Source organism: Pyxidicoccus xibeiensis, assembly GCF_024198175.1.
Taxonomy (GTDB): domain Bacteria; phylum Myxococcota; class Myxococcia; order Myxococcales; family Myxococcaceae; genus Myxococcus; species Myxococcus xibeiensis.
On sequence record NZ_JAJVKV010000010.1, the window covers coordinates 85,777 to 100,773 of the forward strand.

Below are 14,997 nucleotides of genomic sequence, written 5' to 3' on the forward strand. Positions count from 1 at the left end.
CCTACTTCGCCGGTGCGGGCGCGGCCGCCGGAGCCGCGGGCGCCATCGTCGGAGAGGCCTCCACCAGCGTCGGCAGGACCACCGAGCACGTCTCCGGGGACAGCCACCCTGCCCCGCACATGGCGTTGAGGACGGGCGCGCGCACCAGCCAGAGCAGGACGAACGCCACCGCCAGGCCGATGCCCAGCTTCGCCCAGCCGGACAGGCCCTCCGTCTCGCCGTCCTCCTCCTGCTGGCGGATGAGCTCCGGGCGGACCATGTCCATCCGGTCCACGCGAGAGCCCGGCGGCAGCCTCGGCCGGCGCGTCACCAGCGACGACAGGGCGGGCGTCAGCATCAGCCGGTCATTGAGCGCCCAGCCCGAGCCCTCCAGCAGCAGCGCCAGGTTGCGCCGCCGCAGCTTCAGCCACCCGAGCAGCCCCGCCGGCGCCATCACCACCAGCGCAATCACCGTCGTCGCGGAGATGAGGTCCACCAGCGTCAGCGACTTCACCTGCGTCACGATGAACGCCACCGACGAGCCGAGCGCCGCCGCCGCGATGCCTCCCGCCGCCAGCATCCCCGCCAGCCCTCCTGTCGCGGGCGCAGCCGCCGCGGGCGCCGCCCCCGCCGGAGCCGGAGGCGTCACCACCGCCTGCGTGTAGCCCTTCTCCAGCGTCGTATCGAAGGACTTCTCCCCCGCCGTTGCCAGCCCCTCCACCTTGCTGGTGATGAACGTGCCTATCCGCGTGAAGGGCATGGTCATCGCCTCCCACAGCGACACGGGCTGGCGGATGACGTGCGTCACCGTGGCGTCGTGCTCCTTGCCGTCCACGTCGTAGAAGATGCCCCGCTTGCCTACGACGAGGTCCGTGCTCCGCCCGCGCGTGACGGGCACCGCCACCTCGTAGCCCGGCGTCCCGTCCTTCGGCGCCACCTGCACGTAGAGGACACACGTGGTCCCCTGCCCCGTCAGCGCCGCGTGCGCCGCCCGGTTCGTCGTCAGCACCGACAGCGTGTACTTGCGCCCGCCCAGGATGAGCGTCCCCTTCTCCACCAGCGCCAGCCGCTTCGGCAGGTAGATGTTGGGCATGCTGATGAAGTTGTTCGCGAAGATGAGCAGCCAGCGCTGGTACAGCACCAGCCGCTCCAGCTCGACGATGGCGTCCAGCACCGGCTTGAGCGCCACGTCCGCCGCGCACTCCGCCTCAATCGCCGTGAGGTCCGCGTCCACCACCGCCGGCAGCACGTCCACCAGCTTGCGCACCGGGCTCGCCTCCAGCTTCGCCTGCCACGCGAGCACCGCGTCCGCCTTCGCGACCAGCTCGCGCCACGCCGGGTCCGTCAGCCGCCGCGCATCGCCCGTCTGCGGCGCCGCCACGTCCTTGCGGAACGACTCCAGCTGCTCGAACGCCGGCCCCCGGTGGAGCCGGGTCCACTCCAGCACGCCCGCGGGCTCGGGCGGGGCGATGGGCAGGTCACCCGCCGCCTTCCCCAGCGCCGCCACGTCACCGAGCGCGTTCTCCACCCGGTCCGCGCGCAGCCGCAGGCTCGCCGCCGCCTCGGGCTGCGCGGCCACCAGCCGGCACTGCACGAAGTACGTGTCCAGCAGCGGCGCCACCTCGCGGATGCGCTTCGCCGTGTCCAGGCTCGCGTCGCCCCAGGTGAACGCCGCGCCCCGCGCCTCCACGTGCGCGAGCAGGGCCGTGCGCTCCTCACGGAAGCGCTTCACCATCGCCGGGTCGATGCCCGCCTCGCCCGCCCGGTTCTTCACCTCCGGGAAGCAGGCCATGACGTCCGACGCCAGCGGGCGCAGCCGCTCGGGCAGGTGCGCGGGCGCGACGATGCCGTCCCCGTTCTGCCCCGCCGCGCGCAGCGCCGCGTCGCTGGCGCGCACCTGCTCCAGGGAGATGCGCGTCGCGTCCGGTGCCTTCAGCGTCCGGAGGATGACCTCCGCCGCGCTCCGCAGCGGCCGGGCCTCCTCGGTGAGCGAGGCCAGCTCCAGCACGTCGCTGCCCGAGTCCGCGCCCCGCCGGTCCTTCAGCCGCTTCGCGGCCCACTCCACCGCGGCGCGCACCTCCGCCACCCGGATGCGGCCGTTGCCATCCGCGTCCAGGAACGTGAGGAAGCGCGGGTCACAGCTCAGCCCCTCGAGCGGACACGCCGTGGCAATCCACTGTGTCTCGGGGATGCGCACGGCCTCCTCGAGCACGTCGAAGGAGGGAAGGTCGACCTGGAGCGAGCCGCCATAGCGGCGATAGACGAGAGAGGCCATACGTGCGGCGGAAGTAAGCACACCGCGCGCGACACCGCACGCCCCTCTCGCCGAAAGCGCTGTCTACGGCACCGCCGGCACGCTGTAGACGCCGGCCTTGGGGCCCTGGGCGATGATGTACACGGCGCGCGAGTCATCCTTGCCCGCGAAGGACACCGGCACCTGCACGCCCTGGTCGAGCGTCTTTCGCGCCTGCGTCTTCACGTCGTACACGGCCACGTCATACGTGTCCGAGTCCATCCGCGCATACGTGGCGAGCACCCGCTTGCCGTCCGAGGACAGCTTGTAGCTGAAGATGCCCTGCATCCACGTCTGGGGCTCGCCCTTCTGGGGCAGCTCCAGCGCCTTGAAGTCACACGCGCGCCCGTTGCGGATGCAGTTGGAGCGGAACACCACCTGCGTGTTGCCCGGCATGAAGCCGTAGCCGAACACGCCCTTGTGCACCTTCTCCGCCTTCTCCGCGCCCAGCGGGTACAGCATCAGGTCCACCGAGTACTCGGGCTTCATGAAGCGCGAGAGGAACGCCACGTAGCGCCCGTCCGAGCCCCAGACGAAGTTGGGCACCCGCCCGCCCACCGTCTTCGGCGCCCCGTCCGGCAGTGACGCCACCGCCATCAGCCCCGCGCCCGCCGTGGAGTCGTACTTCTCCAGGAAGCCCACCGCCTGCGAGTCCGGAGAGAAGGAGAACTTCTCCACCCGGTCGCCCACCTTGCGCCCGGCGCCGCCCGTGGCCGGCCCCACGTGCAGGTCGCCCGGCACGTCCTGCTTGCCATTCTCCGTGCGCCCCAGCCACTTGCCGTCCGGCGAGAAGGCAAACACGCTCGAGGCCACCGCCAGCCGCTTCGGCTTCGCCGCCGGCAGCTCCGCCAGGAACAAGTCATACAGCCCGCGCACCGACTCGCTGCGCACCTGGAAGGCCACGCGCTGCCCGTCCGGCGACACCAGGTAGTCGCCCACCTGGTCCGCCAGCTTGCGCGGCGCCTCCTCCGGCTTCTCCACGGACACCGCCGCCAGCCCCCCCGCCGCGGCCAGCCGGCGCTTGATGAGCAGCGTCTTCCCGTCCGGGGTGAACTGCGCCGTGCTCACCTCGCCCGCCACCTCGGTGAAGGGCCCCGAGGGCAGCGCCCCCAGCTTCAGCCGCCCCGCGTCCACGAAGGCCAGCTTCGTGCCGTCCGGGCTGGGCAGCATGTAGCTCACCGCCGTGCCCAGCACCGTCGGCTCCGCCTTCGCGTCCTCCAGCGACACCACCGTCAGCGCGCCGGACTGCGAGGCCGGGTTGTAGCCCGCCAGCAGGAGCACGTGCTTCGAGTCGGGCGTGAAGAGCAGCCCGCCCGGCACGTTCGTCACGCCCTCGCCCAGCTTGCGCGGCTCGCCGCCCTCCACGGACACGACGTGCAGGTCCCCCAGCAGCATCTGCGGGGGCACGCCGTCCAGCCGGGGCTTCTGCCCGTTGAGGAGGTACGTGACGCGCAGCCCGTCCGGCGTCACGCGCAGGTCCGCCGCGCGGCCCGCCGCCAGCAGCACGCCCTGCCCCGCGCCGGGCGCACCACGGCCCTGCGCGGGAGCGCTCGGCGCCGGGGCCTGCGCCGCCGTGCCGCCTCCGCTGGCCCCGGGAGCCGCCGCGCCACCGGCGCCGCCGTCCTCTGCCTTCTTGCAGCCCGCGCCCGTCAGCGCGAGCGAGGCCACCAGGCCCGCTCCCAGAAGTCGCCCCTGCCACGTCCGCATCATGCGCTCCTCTGCTCCGCGTGCTCCGCCCGCACAGCGGGTTCCGGATGCTCCGGGCCCGGGACACCCGCGTGCGGCAGCCACGCCGTCAGGTCCTGCTTCGCTCGCGACGAGTATGCCGCGCGCTTGTCCGCCTTCTTCACCCGCCCGGCCAGCGGCGGGAAGAGGCCGAAGATGATGTTGGAGGGCTGGTGCGGGTAGTCCGGCGGGTGCGCTTCTCCCGTCACGTGCCGGTACAGCGAGCCCAGCGCCGTGGTGGCCGGCGGTGGCACCCACTCCTTCCCCGTCAGCCGCGCGTGCAGCGCCAGCGCCACCAGGTACCCGCACGCCGCGCTCTCCACGTACCCCTCCACGCCGGAAATCTGCCCCGCGAAGTACAGCCTCGGCTCCGTCTTCAGCGTCAGCTCCCGCGACAGCAGCCGGGGCGAGTCGATGAAGGTGTTGCGGTGGATCTGCCCCATCCGCAGGAACTCCGCCTGCTGGAGTCCGGGGATGCACGTGCTGAAGATGCGCTTCTGTTCACCCCACGTCAGCCGCGTCTGGAAGCCCACCATGTTCCACGCCGTGCCCGCCGTGTCCTCCATGCGCAGCTGCACCACCGCGTAGGGCTCCTGCCCCGTGCGCGGGTCTCTCAGCCCCACCGGCTTCATGGGCCCGTAGGCCAGCGTGTCGTCACCGCGCTCCGCCATCACTTCAATCGGCAGACACCCTTCGAAGTACTTCGGTTCCTCGAAGCTGTGCGGAACCACCTTCTGGCCCGCCTTCACCTCGGCGATGAAGCGGTAGTACTCCTCGCGGTTCATCGGCAGGTTGAGGTAGTCGTCCCCGCCGCCCTTGCCGTAGCGGCTCTGGCGGAACGCCACCCCCAGGTCGATGGAGTCCCCGGAGATGATGGGGGCGATGGAGTCGTAGAAGTAGAGCTTCGTCCCCACGTGCCGCTCCAGCTCGCGGGTGAGCGCGTCCGACGTCAGCGGGCCGGTGGCCACCACCACCAGGCCCTCCTCCGGCAGCCGCTCCACCTCGCCCGCCACCACCTCCACGCCCGGCAGGCGGTGGAGGGTGTCGGTGATGGCCCCGGAGAAGCGCTCGCGCTCCACCGCCAGCGCGTCACCCGCGGGCACCCGGTGCGCGTCCGCCGTGCCCAGCACCAGCGAGCCCAGCGCGCGCAGCTCCGCGTGCAGCAGGCCGATGGCGCTCTCCGGGTTGTCCGAGCGCAGCGAGTTGCTGCACACCAGCTCCGCGAACGTGTCCGACTTGTGGGCCGGCGAACGCTTGTGGGGCTTCATCTCCCGCAGCACCACCGGCACGCCCCGGCGGGCGAGCTGGTATGCGCACTCGCTGCCCGCCAGCCCGCCGCCAATCACCGTCACCCGCTGCTTCTGATCCGCCATCCTGGAGCCTCCCGGGCAGGCCGTGCTGAGCCCGTCCCTGGACAGTTAGCAGGACCGGGGCGCCCTTTCCCAGAAGCGAAAGCAGGCCCGTCAACCCTCTGTTGCTCCTCAGTCGCCCCTTGACCGTCCTGCCTGCCCGGCTGCTCACCAGGCCACCTGCGCCTCCGTCTGGAAGGCGCGGTTTCCCTACCTGGGTTGAACCCCTACGTTTCTCGCGTTCGCCGCTCCGGGGCGGCCTTCATCCGGGCGAGCGGAAGTGAACTCGAAATCTGGGAGCGACGGAGACATGGCGATCAGCCGAAGCAATGACCTGAACAGGATTCGCGAGCTCCTCCAGCGCCGGCGGCGGGACATCCTCCACGCCAGCGCGGGCGCACACCGTGAGCTGACGGCACTGAAGGACCAGGAGAGGGACCCCGAGTACGAGGAGAACGCCCAGTCGGAGCTGGCGGACTACACGCTGTCCAGCCTGATGGAGTCCCAGCGCCGCGAGGTGATGCTCATCGACGCGGCCCTGCGCCGCATGGAGATGGGCGTCTTCGGAGACTGCGTGGACTGCGGCTTCGAAATCCCCATCGAGCGGCTGGAGGCCCTGCCCTTCGCCATCCGCTGCGAGGAGGACGCCAGCATCCACGAGATAGAGACGCGCGGCGGGCACATGGCCATGCCCTCGCTCTAGGCGACGGCAGACGGGCGCTCCCGCCGCCGCCCGGGGAGCGCCCTACTCGCCTTCCTTCTGGAGGACGACGAACCGGTAGTTCTCCAGCTCGTTCTGCCCCGCCGTGTAGAGCACGGTGAGGAGCATGTCGTAGGGAATCTTCTTGTCCGCGATGACGGACAGCTCCCTGCTGAAGGGGGCCGAGGGATTCCGCTCGGCGATGTACTTCAGCTTCTCCACTTCCTTCTTCAGCGCCGCGTCCAGCGGCAGCACCAGCCGGCCCTGCAGCTTGTCGGCGGGGAGCTGGCCGTTCTGCAGCCGCATCACTTCCTTGTCACCGACCAGGATGTTCTTGGGGGTGACGGTGATGGCCACCGTGTCCTTCGGCGTGGCGCGCGTGCTGGACACGGGCGGCCGCACGTCCTCGGACGCGGTGATGGCCGCGGAGGACGAGGCGAAGGACTTGAGCAGGAACACCAGGAGGATGGTCATCATGTCCATCATCGCGGTGATGTTCAGCTCCTTGATTTCGCCAGCGGCCTCGCGCTCCTTGCGCTTCTTGCGGGCCAGCGCCTTGCGGTAGCGCAGGCGGGCCAGGGACTCCTCGTCGGCCTCGGCCACGGTGGGATTGAGCGTCTCGGACATGGCTCAGGTCCCCGCCAGGGTGACGTCCGGGAACAGCAGCCGGCGATCCTTGCCCGGCGTCTCGCGGATGGCGTCCAGCGTCTGGATCAGCGTCTCGTAGGGGATGTCCGGGTCCGCGCCCACGATGACCTTCGTCTCGGCCTTCCCCTTGGCGTCGACGGAGGCCGCCTTGACCTCCACCATCCTCGCGGTGAGCGCCGCGAAGTCGTGGGTGCCGTCCGCCTTCACGGGGACGGAGGGCGTATCCGGCGTCGCCCCTTCCGGGGTGATGGTCGCGTTCTGGCTGCTGATGAAGTGCCCCTTCTTGGAGATGAGCACCGAGAGCAGCAGGTCAGGCTCGTCGGCCCCTTCCTGCGTCACGCCCGCGGACGGCGCGCCGTAGCTGGGGGCATTGACGTTCAGGATGCCGAACGTGGCCAGGCCGGTAATCGACAGCAGCATGAAGATGATGAGGTTCATGAGGATGTCGAGGTACGGGACGATGTTCAGCTCGCCCGACTCTTCTTCCTCACGGACCTTCAGCTTGCGCCGGGAGTAGTGGAACGCCATGGACGCACGCAGCCCGCGTTACGACGCGCGGGCCTCCGCCGGCTCGGTCGCGCCCGGGTCCACGCCGCCGCGGCGCGACAGGAGGTTCTCCAGCTTGAGCGCGTTGAGCTCCATCGATTCCACCAGCCCCTTGGCGTACGACGTCAGGAACAGGTGGAAGACGATGCAGAGCACCGCGATGGAGAGCGCGAAGGCGGTGTTGTTCATCGCCTTGGAGATACCGTCTGACAGCAGCACCTGCTTCTGCTCCGCCGGCACGTTGCCCAGCGCCTGGAAGGTGCCGATGAGGCCGAAGATGGTGCCGACCAGCCCCACCAGCGTGGCGATGTTCGCCAGGGACCACAGCCAGGGGATGCGCTTGGACACGTGCGGGCTGTGCTCGACGATGGCCTCTTCCACGGCCTTGGCGACTTCAATCTCGCCGCGGTTGGCGTTCACCAGGCCCGCGCGGATGACCTTCGCCAGCGGCGAGTGGGGCGCCATGCCGCACACCTTCACCGCGCGGTCCAGGTTGCCGCTGCGCACCAGCTTGGCGATCTGCTCCATGAACGGCGGCGCGGGCAGGTTGTAGCGGAACACCACCGTGACGATGCGCTCGAGCGCCACCGCCAACGAGCAGGCCAGCCAGAACAGGTTCACGAACATGAACGGACCGCCATCCTTGAAGAACTTGATGGTGGAGTCCGTGAGGCCCATCTTGCCGCCTTCCGTGGCCGCAAGGGTCACGTCCAGCAGCAGCTCGCTCACCGAGAGAATCATTGCGCCTGCAGTCCTTTCGACGCCCGTCCCCCCAGGGGGGCCCGTCCGGACACGGGCACCCACGAGACTCTCCCCGAGGAGGGGGCAGCCTGGACTTGTAGGGCGGGCCCGCCGAGCGTGTCAAGACGCGGGCGGGCCAGCCCCCTGGAACTACTGGGATTTCAAGCGGCCGAGGGAGCTTCCGGTGCGGCCGGTACGCCTGCCTGCTCCACGACTTCCCGGCGGTACCCGCACTCCTTGTTGGGGCAGGAGATGTAGGCGCCGTCCCGCTTGGAGAACTTCTGCAGGAGGTATGGGGACGCGCACTGCGGGCACTGCTCGGCGAGCGGCCTGTCCCACGCGGCGAACTTGCAGTCCGGGTACCGGTTGCAGCCGAAGAAGATCTTCCCGCGGCCGCTGCGGCGCTCGGTGAGGTAGCCCTGCTTGCAGTCCGGGCACCCCACGCCGATGGAGATGGGCTTGGACGTCTTGCAGTCCGGGTAGCCCGAGCACGCCATGAAGCGCCCGAAGCGGCCGCGCTTGATGACCATGGGCTTGCCGCACTTCTCGCACGTCTCGTCCGTGGTCTCCTCCTCCACGATGACGATCTTCCCCTCGGCGTCCCGCTTGAAGTCCTTGGTGTTCTTGCAGTCGGGGTAGTTCGAGCAGGCGAGGAAGTGCCCCATCTTCCCGAACTTGATGACGAAGAGGTTGCCGCACTTCTCGCAGGCGATGTCGGTCTTGATCTCCTCGCGCTTGACGTCGCGCATCTCCGCCTTCGCCTTCTCGAGCGTCTCCTTGAAGGGCCCGTAGAAGTCGTGCAGCACTGCCTTCCAGCTGGTGCCGCCCTCGGAGATCTGGTCGAGCTTCTCCTCCATGGTGGCGGTGAAGGTGACGTCCAGCTCGTGGGGGAAGTGCTTGACCAGCATCTCGTTGGTCATCTGCCCCAGGTCGGTGGGCCGGAAGCGGCCCTCCAGCTTCTCCACGTACTTCTTGTCCTGGATGGTGGACAGGATGGCCGCGTAGGTGGACGGCCGGCCGATGCCGCGCTCCTCCAGCTCCTTCACCAGCGTGGCCTCGCTGAAGCGCGGGGGCGGCTGGGTGAAGTGCTGCTCGTGCAGCAGCTTCTGCAGGGTCAGCTTGTCGCCGTCGTTCAGCACGGGCAGCTCGCCAACGGCGTCCGCGCCGTCCGCGCCCTCGTCGCCGGCGGCCTTGGCCTTCTCCTTCTCCGACTCCTCTTCGGGGGTGAGGCCCGCGCCGTACACCGCGAGGTAGCCGGGGAACTTCAGCGTGCTGCCGGAGGCGCGGAAGGTGGCCCGGCCCGCGGAGATGTCCGCGCTCGTCTGGTCATAGACGGCCGGCTTCATCTGGCACGCCACGAAGCGGTTCCAGATGAGCTCGTACAGGCGGAACATGTCCTGCTCGTCCATGGCCTCGAAGAAGGGCCGCACCCGCTCGGGCGGGTACTCCAGGGACGTGGGGCGGATGGCCTCGTGGGCGTCCTGCGCGCTCTTCCGGGAGCGGTACACCACCGGCTCTTCCGGCAGGTAGTCCTTGCCGTACTTCGTGCCGATGAGCTCGCGCACCTGCGCCACCGCGTCGTCCGACAGGCGCGTGGAGTCCGTGCGCATGTACGTGATGAGCGCCGTCTGGCCCTCCTCGCCGAGGGGTACGCCCTCGTAGAGCTTCTGGGCCAGCGTCATCGTCTTCTTGGCGGTGAAGGACAGCCGGTTGGCGGCCTCCTGCTGCAGCTTGGAGGTGATGAAGGGCGCGGGCGCGTTGCGGCGGCGCTCGCGGCGGTCCACCTTGGCCACCACGAAGTCGGCGCCCTGCAGCTCGGCGACGAGCCCCTCGGTGGTGGCGCGGTCCTTCAGCTCCATCTTCTTGCCGTCCACCTTGGACAGCTTGGCCTTGAAGGGCGGCGGGCCGGTGGGGCCGGCCAGCAGCGCGTCCAGCGACCAGTACTCCTCGGGGACGAAGGCCTTGATTTCCGCCTCGCGCTCCACGACGAGGCGCACCGCCACCGACTGCACGCGGCCGGCGGACAGGCCCCGGCGGATCTTCTGCCAGAGCAGCGGGGAGATTTGATAGCCCACCAGCCGGTCCAGGATGCGGCGCGTCTGCTGCGAGTCGTAGTTGTCCTGGTTCAGCTCGCGGGGCTGGGCGATGGCCTCCTGGACGGCCTTCTTGGTGATTTCGTTGAACGTCACGCGGAGGGCGTCGGGGTGGGCGAGCTCCTCCTTGATGTGCCAGGCAATCGCCTCGCCCTCGCGGTCGGGGTCCGTCGCGAGGAAGACGCGGTCGGCGGACTTCGCCATCTTCTTCAGCTCGTTGAGCACCTTCTCCTTGCCCTTGATGACCTCGTACTCGGGCTGGAAGTCGTGCTCGACGTCGACGCCAATCTTGCTCTTGGGCAGGTCCTTCACGTGGCCCACGGAGGCCTTCACCGTGTAGCCGGTGCCCAGGTACTTCTTGATGGTCTTCGCCTTCGCGGGCGACTCCACCACCACGAGGTAGTGCGGGCCCTTGCCCCGGCGCGCGACGGGCTCCTCGCCGTCCGCGTCTGCGTCGACGGTGGGGAGCGTGTCGTCGTCACCCTTGGTGGCGCGGCGGCGGGCCGCGGTCTTCTTCGCCTTTGCCTTCTTCGCCTTGGCCGCAGGCTTCTTCTTGGCGGCCTTCTTGGTCGCCTTGCGGGGCGCCGTGTCCTCGGTCGCCTCCGTGTCTTCCGCCTTCTTCTTCGTCCGCGTGGCCATGACTCTCCTACCTAGACCTTTTCGTACAACCGTCCCGGGTGCTGGATGACCAGACCCGTCAATTCCAGTTCCACCAGCGCGCTGGCGAGCGCCGCCGGGGAGAGGGTGCTGCCGACCAGCACCTCATCGAATGTCCGGGGAACCCGGTCCAACACCTCATAAGCGCCCTTCGCTTCCGCGGAGAGCGCGTCCCACGAATCTCCCTTCCCCGGTGACACCGTGACTCCGGGGGTGATGCCCAGCGCCTTCAATACATCCGCCGGGCCCGTACACGCCCTCGCGTGCCCGTCCCTGAGCAGCGCGTTGCAGCCGACCGCCGCCTGCTGTGTCACGTCACCCGGCAGCGCGAAGACGGGTCGCCCCTGCGCCCGCCCTGCCTCCGCCGTGTACAGGCTCCCCGACCCCGACCCCGCCCTCAGCACCAGGACCACATCGGATGCGCCGGAGATGAGTCGGTTGCGGCGCGGGAACGTGGTGGTACTCGCCCGGACGCCCGGAGGCAGCTCGCTGAAGAACACCCCGCCCCCGTCCAAAAGGTGAGGAAGCAGGCGGGCTTGCGCCGAGTCCAACGCATCCAGGGCAGACCCCAGGAAGGCCCACGTCTCCCCGCCCGCATCCAGCGCGCCCCAGTGACACGCCTGGTCCACTCCAGCCGCCGCGCCCGACACCACGCCCACCCCACCCTCCGCCACCTGCCGGGCGAACCTGCGCGCGAAGGGCAGGAAGCCCTGGTCCGGATGCCGGCTGCCCACCATGGCCACCCGCCGCCGCGGCAGGCCGGGCTGGCCCCGGTAGAACAGCAGCGGCGGCGCGTCCTCCACCTCCCTCAACCGGTCCGGATATGCGCGAGCGCCGGCGAATGCCACCCTCATGCCCCCCCGCCGGCAGGCCTCGAGCAGCCGCTCAGCCAGGGCCGGCAGCCCCTCCACCGCCGCCAGCCTGAGGCGTACCTGTCGGGAGACCGGCGCCTGGGACACCCAGTCCCGTACAGGGACCGACGCGAGCGCGGCCAGGCTCCCATCCGCGAAGGCGCGCAGGGCGGCCAGCGTCCTCGGCCCCAGGCCAGGGACGGCCCAGAGTGCCAGGGAGGCCTGCTGCTCCATCGTGAGGCTGTCCGTGTCCGCGTCCGCCATACCCGACCCCTGCCCGTTTCCCACCTATATAGAAGGTGGGCCGCCAGGAGGGGCGCGACACATAGACACCGGACCGCCACCGGTCAAGCACTCAGCCCCTCCGCCGGGGCCGGCCATGCACATTTCCTGCCGGGGCTCAGCGGCTGGCGCTGGGGGCGGGCTCGGGGCGCATGAGGGCGCGGTCCCCCGGGACGAGCTCCTCCAGCGAGCGCAGCATGAGGCAGTTGGAGGTGCGCTCCTTCACCTCGGTCACCATGCAGGTGCCGATGTTCTCCCAGGGGAAGCGCAGCTCGTTCTTGGAGAGCGGCTTCGCCTCCTGGCCCAGCACCTGCCGCGACGGGTCGCCCTGGCGGAGGATGGTGAAGGTGTTGCCCAGCTGCACGCCCTCCGCGCTGCCCTTGTCCACCACCACGGTGTGATGCTCGCCGAGCACCGTGAGGTACGGCACCAGGGCGGTGATGACGGTGGCCTGGACCTCCTTCGTGTTGGGCCGGGGGGCGATGCGCTCGGTGAGCTTCTCGCCGTAGGGGCCCACCAGGTCGCCGCGCTCCATGCCGTCCCACGTGTCGACAACCTGCGCGGTGACGACATTCTCACTCACGCGCACCACGCGCAGCGTGCCCAGGAAGTCGGTGAGGAAGCCGAGCTTCTTGCCCGTCTTCGGGTGTTGGACTGGCTGGGTGGTGTGGAAGACGACGTACCGGTCACCGACCTTGGCGCTGCCCTTCTTCTTGAAGCGCACGTAGACGTTGTCCGGGAAGGACAGCATCAGCGCGCCGGAGGACGAGCCCTCGATGCGGCCCGCCTCGTCCAGCTCGCGCTGGGTGACGAAGCCCTGGGTCGTCACCGGCCGCGCGGCGGCCACGTCGTAGCCAATCTTCCCCGTCACCGTCACCAGGTCGCCGCCGCTCAGCTCCGTGGGCGCGTCGACGTCTCCCGGGTCCACCACCATCTCGTCCACGCGGCGGGGCACCTCCTCGCCGCCGGCGAAGAAGCGCACCTGGTTGCCCGGGTAGATCCAATGCGGGTTGGCGATCTCCGGGTTGTAGGACCAGACCTTGGGCCAGTACCAGGGGCTGCCCAGGTAGCGCTGGGACAAGTCCCACAGCGTGTCGCCCTCCTGCACCGAGTGGACCTCGCCCGGGGCGCTCTCACGGCCGCGGGGCGCGCCCGGGGGAAGCGTCACGTTGCCGGAGCGCGGCGGCTCGGGGGCCTCGTCCATGACCTCGGCGCCCTCCGTCTCGCTGCCGGTCTCCGTCTCCTGCTCCTCGCCCTCCTGGGCGCGAGCGCTCCAGGCCGGCGTGATGGCCAGGCCCAGCATCAGCGAGGTGAGGATTTGGGAGCGCATCCGACGACGTCCTTTCGAAAGAGGCATCACTGCGGGAGCGCGGCGAGCCGCTGCTCCGCCTGCGTGGCGGCGGCCGTCCCCGGGAACTGGGTGACGACGCGGGTATAGAGCGCCCTGGCATCCGCGGCCTGGTTGAGCCGCGTCCGGCACTCGGCGAGCCGGAGCATGCTGTCCAGCATGGCATCCCCGGCGGGATAGGTGCTGATGAGCCGCTCGAACGTCCGCGCGGCGTCCTTGAACTCCTGGAGCCCCATCTGCCCCAGCCCGCTGAAGTACAGCGCGTTGTCGGCGCGCGGGTGGCGCGGGTGCTCCTCGGCGAAGCGGCGCAGGCGCTCCACGCCGCCCTCCACGTTGCCCGTGCGCAAGAGCGACACGGACTTCTCGTACTCGGCGTCCAGCACGTCGGGGTCCACCTGCGGCTCGCCCGAGGCGTCGTCGCCCGCGGTCACCACGGTGGCGGCCTCGCCCCCGGACGCGGCACCGCCCTCGGGGACGGCGCTGATGAACATCTCCATCTGCTCGGAGTCCGGCTCCACCACGGGCACCGCGGTGGGCAGCTTCGGCGCGGGCTCATGGCGCGGCTTGAGCTTCACCACCGCCAGCTCCGGCGTGGCGCTCCCGGCCTCGTCGGCGTCGGCCTGCTTCGGGGACGCGGGCCGGGCGGGGCCGGCGGCGCGGGCCTTCTCCACCGCGTCGTGTGCCTCCAGCCGCTCCAGCCGCTCACGCAGCCGGGTCTGGCTCTCGCGCAGCGTGCGCACCTCGGCCTTCAGCGCGTCCACGTCCGTCTGGGACGCGGCCGTGGTGGCACAGGCGCTCAGCACGCACAGGGGCGCGGCGGCGAGCAGACGGAGGATGACGGAGCGCGCGGGCACGGGCCTCTTCGGACGGGGATCAGCCCGAGGATAGGAAGGCCCTTCGGAGAGCGTCAAGAAAACGGCCGGCGCGCACCGGTGGGCTAGAAGCGGTGTACCACGTAATTGAGGTGACGTCCGGTGCGCCCCGCGTCACGGCGGTGGGAGAAGAAGCGAGCAGGCTCACACGCGGTACAGGCCCGTAGCACGTCCACGTGCTCCGGCTTCAGCCCCGCCCGCAGCAGCGTCAGCCGCACCGCTCGTGACAGGTCCAGCCGCACCGCGCCGCCCGCGGACTCCACCACCTCCGCGCCGAACCGCCCGGTGAAGCGCTGGCCCAGCTCGTCGGAGACCTCGTAGCAGCAGCGCTGGATGCAGGGCCCCACCGCCGCCAGCAGCCGCTGTGCCCGGGCCCCCTTCGCCACCAGCAATTCCACCGCGCGGGCGCTGATGTCCGCGTCCGTCCCCCGCCACCCCGAGTGCACCGCCGCCACCCGCCGGCCGTCCGGGTCCACCAGCAGCACCGGCACGCAGTCCGCCGTGCCCACCGCCACCCACGTCTCCGGCGCCTCCGTCCACAGCCCGTCCGCCTCGCCCTCCACCGGCCTCAAGCCCTCGCCCCCCTGCCCCGCCCGCGCCTCCAGCACCCGGTCCCCATGCACCTGGGACACGCGGCCCAGCGCCCCCAGCGACGCGCCCGCCGCCGCGGCCAGCCGGCGGTGGTTCTCCTCCACCCGGCTCCGCTCGTCTCCGGTGGAGAAGCCCAGGTTGAGTGACGCGTAGGGTCCTTCGGACACGCCCCCGGCTCGCGTGGCGAAGCCATGGGGCACGGGAAGCAGCGCAGAGGAGAGGAACTCGGTCGCCATGCAGTCTCCTGTAACCCATCCCGTCGCAGGCGGCAGCGAGGAAGGCAACACCAACGAAATAGGAAAATTCTTGTGCAACTACGTTT

12 protein-coding genes are annotated in these 14,997 nt (G+C 70.4%); 1 reads left to right on the forward strand and 11 read right to left on the reverse strand.

The genetic code is table 11. The annotated features are described in order from the left end of the window. Nucleotide 1 precedes the first annotated feature (1 nt). The 3 genes from LXT23_RS34775 to trmFO form a co-directional block, all read right to left on the reverse strand. Nucleotides 2-2,254 carry a kinesin gene (locus LXT23_RS34775; protein ID WP_253984700.1) on the reverse strand — a complete coding sequence of 751 codons (2,253 nt, stop codon included), beginning with the start codon at nt 2,252-2,254 and terminating at the stop codon, nt 2-4. Nucleotides 2,255-2,317: 63 nt separating this feature from the next. After that, nucleotides 2,318-3,982 carry a gliding motility protein gene (locus LXT23_RS34780; RefSeq protein ID WP_407692933.1) on the reverse strand — a complete coding sequence of 555 codons (1,665 nt, stop codon included), beginning with the start codon at nt 3,980-3,982 and terminating at the stop codon, nt 2,318-2,320. Next, nucleotides 3,979-5,370 carry a methylenetetrahydrofolate--tRNA-(uracil(54)-C(5))-methyltransferase (FADH(2)-oxidizing) TrmFO gene (gene trmFO / locus LXT23_RS34785; RefSeq protein WP_253984701.1) on the reverse strand — a complete coding sequence of 464 codons (1,392 nt, stop codon included), beginning with the start codon at nt 5,368-5,370 and terminating at the stop codon, nt 3,979-3,981. The genes LXT23_RS34780 and trmFO overlap by 4 nt, the downstream gene beginning before the upstream one ends. Before the next feature lie 286 nt (nt 5,371-5,656). On the opposite strand from trmFO, the gene LXT23_RS34790 reads away from it, so the two are divergent. Continuing rightward, on the forward strand, nt 5,657-6,049 hold the full coding sequence (locus tag LXT23_RS34790) for a TraR/DksA family transcriptional regulator (RefSeq protein ID WP_253984702.1): 393 nt from the start codon (nt 5,657-5,659) through the stop codon (nt 6,047-6,049). Between the two features lie 42 nt (nt 6,050-6,091). Here LXT23_RS34790 and LXT23_RS34795 read toward each other — a convergent pair whose 3' ends face one another. The 8 genes from LXT23_RS34795 to pgeF all read right to left on the reverse strand — a co-directional run bounded on the left by LXT23_RS34795 (nt 6,092) and on the right by pgeF (nt 14,911). Beyond that, entirely contained in the window at nt 6,092-6,673 is a 582-nt protein-coding gene (locus LXT23_RS34795; protein WP_253984703.1) for an ExbD/TolR family protein, read from the reverse strand. 3 nt (nt 6,674-6,676) lie between these two features. After that, a complete protein-coding gene (locus LXT23_RS34800) occupies nt 6,677-7,222 on the reverse strand; it encodes an ExbD/TolR family protein (RefSeq protein WP_253984704.1) in 546 nt (181 codons plus the stop codon). An 18-nt stretch (nt 7,223-7,240) separates the two neighbouring features. Beyond that, nucleotides 7,241-7,981 (reverse strand): MotA/TolQ/ExbB proton channel family protein, encoded by a 741-nt coding sequence (locus LXT23_RS34805; protein ID WP_253984705.1) that lies wholly within the window; start codon nt 7,979-7,981, stop codon nt 7,241-7,243. Between the two features lie 161 nt (nt 7,982-8,142). Then, nucleotides 8,143-10,713, reverse strand: a complete 2,571-nt coding sequence (topA, locus tag LXT23_RS34815) for a type I DNA topoisomerase (protein ID WP_407692934.1) — start codon at nt 10,711-10,713, stop codon at nt 8,143-8,145. Between the two features lie 11 nt (nt 10,714-10,724). Continuing rightward, nucleotides 10,725-11,846: a DNA-processing protein DprA gene (locus LXT23_RS34820; RefSeq protein ID WP_253984706.1), complete on the reverse strand. Its 1,122-nt coding sequence runs from the start codon at nt 11,844-11,846 to the stop codon at nt 10,725-10,727. 136 nt (nt 11,847-11,982) lie between these two features. Continuing rightward, nucleotides 11,983-13,194 (reverse strand): LysM peptidoglycan-binding domain-containing protein, encoded by a 1,212-nt coding sequence (locus tag LXT23_RS34825; protein ID WP_253984707.1) that lies wholly within the window; start codon nt 13,192-13,194, stop codon nt 11,983-11,985. A 26-nt stretch (nt 13,195-13,220) separates the two neighbouring features. After that, nucleotides 13,221-14,066, reverse strand: coding sequence for a tetratricopeptide repeat protein (locus LXT23_RS34830; protein ID WP_253984708.1), 846 nt, complete (start codon nt 14,064-14,066; stop codon nt 13,221-13,223). An 83-nt stretch (nt 14,067-14,149) separates the two neighbouring features. Beyond that, nucleotides 14,150-14,911 carry a peptidoglycan editing factor PgeF gene (pgeF, locus tag LXT23_RS34835; RefSeq protein ID WP_253984709.1) on the reverse strand — a complete coding sequence of 254 codons (762 nt, stop codon included), beginning with the start codon at nt 14,909-14,911 and terminating at the stop codon, nt 14,150-14,152. Between the last annotated feature and the right edge of the window lie 86 nt (nt 14,912-14,997).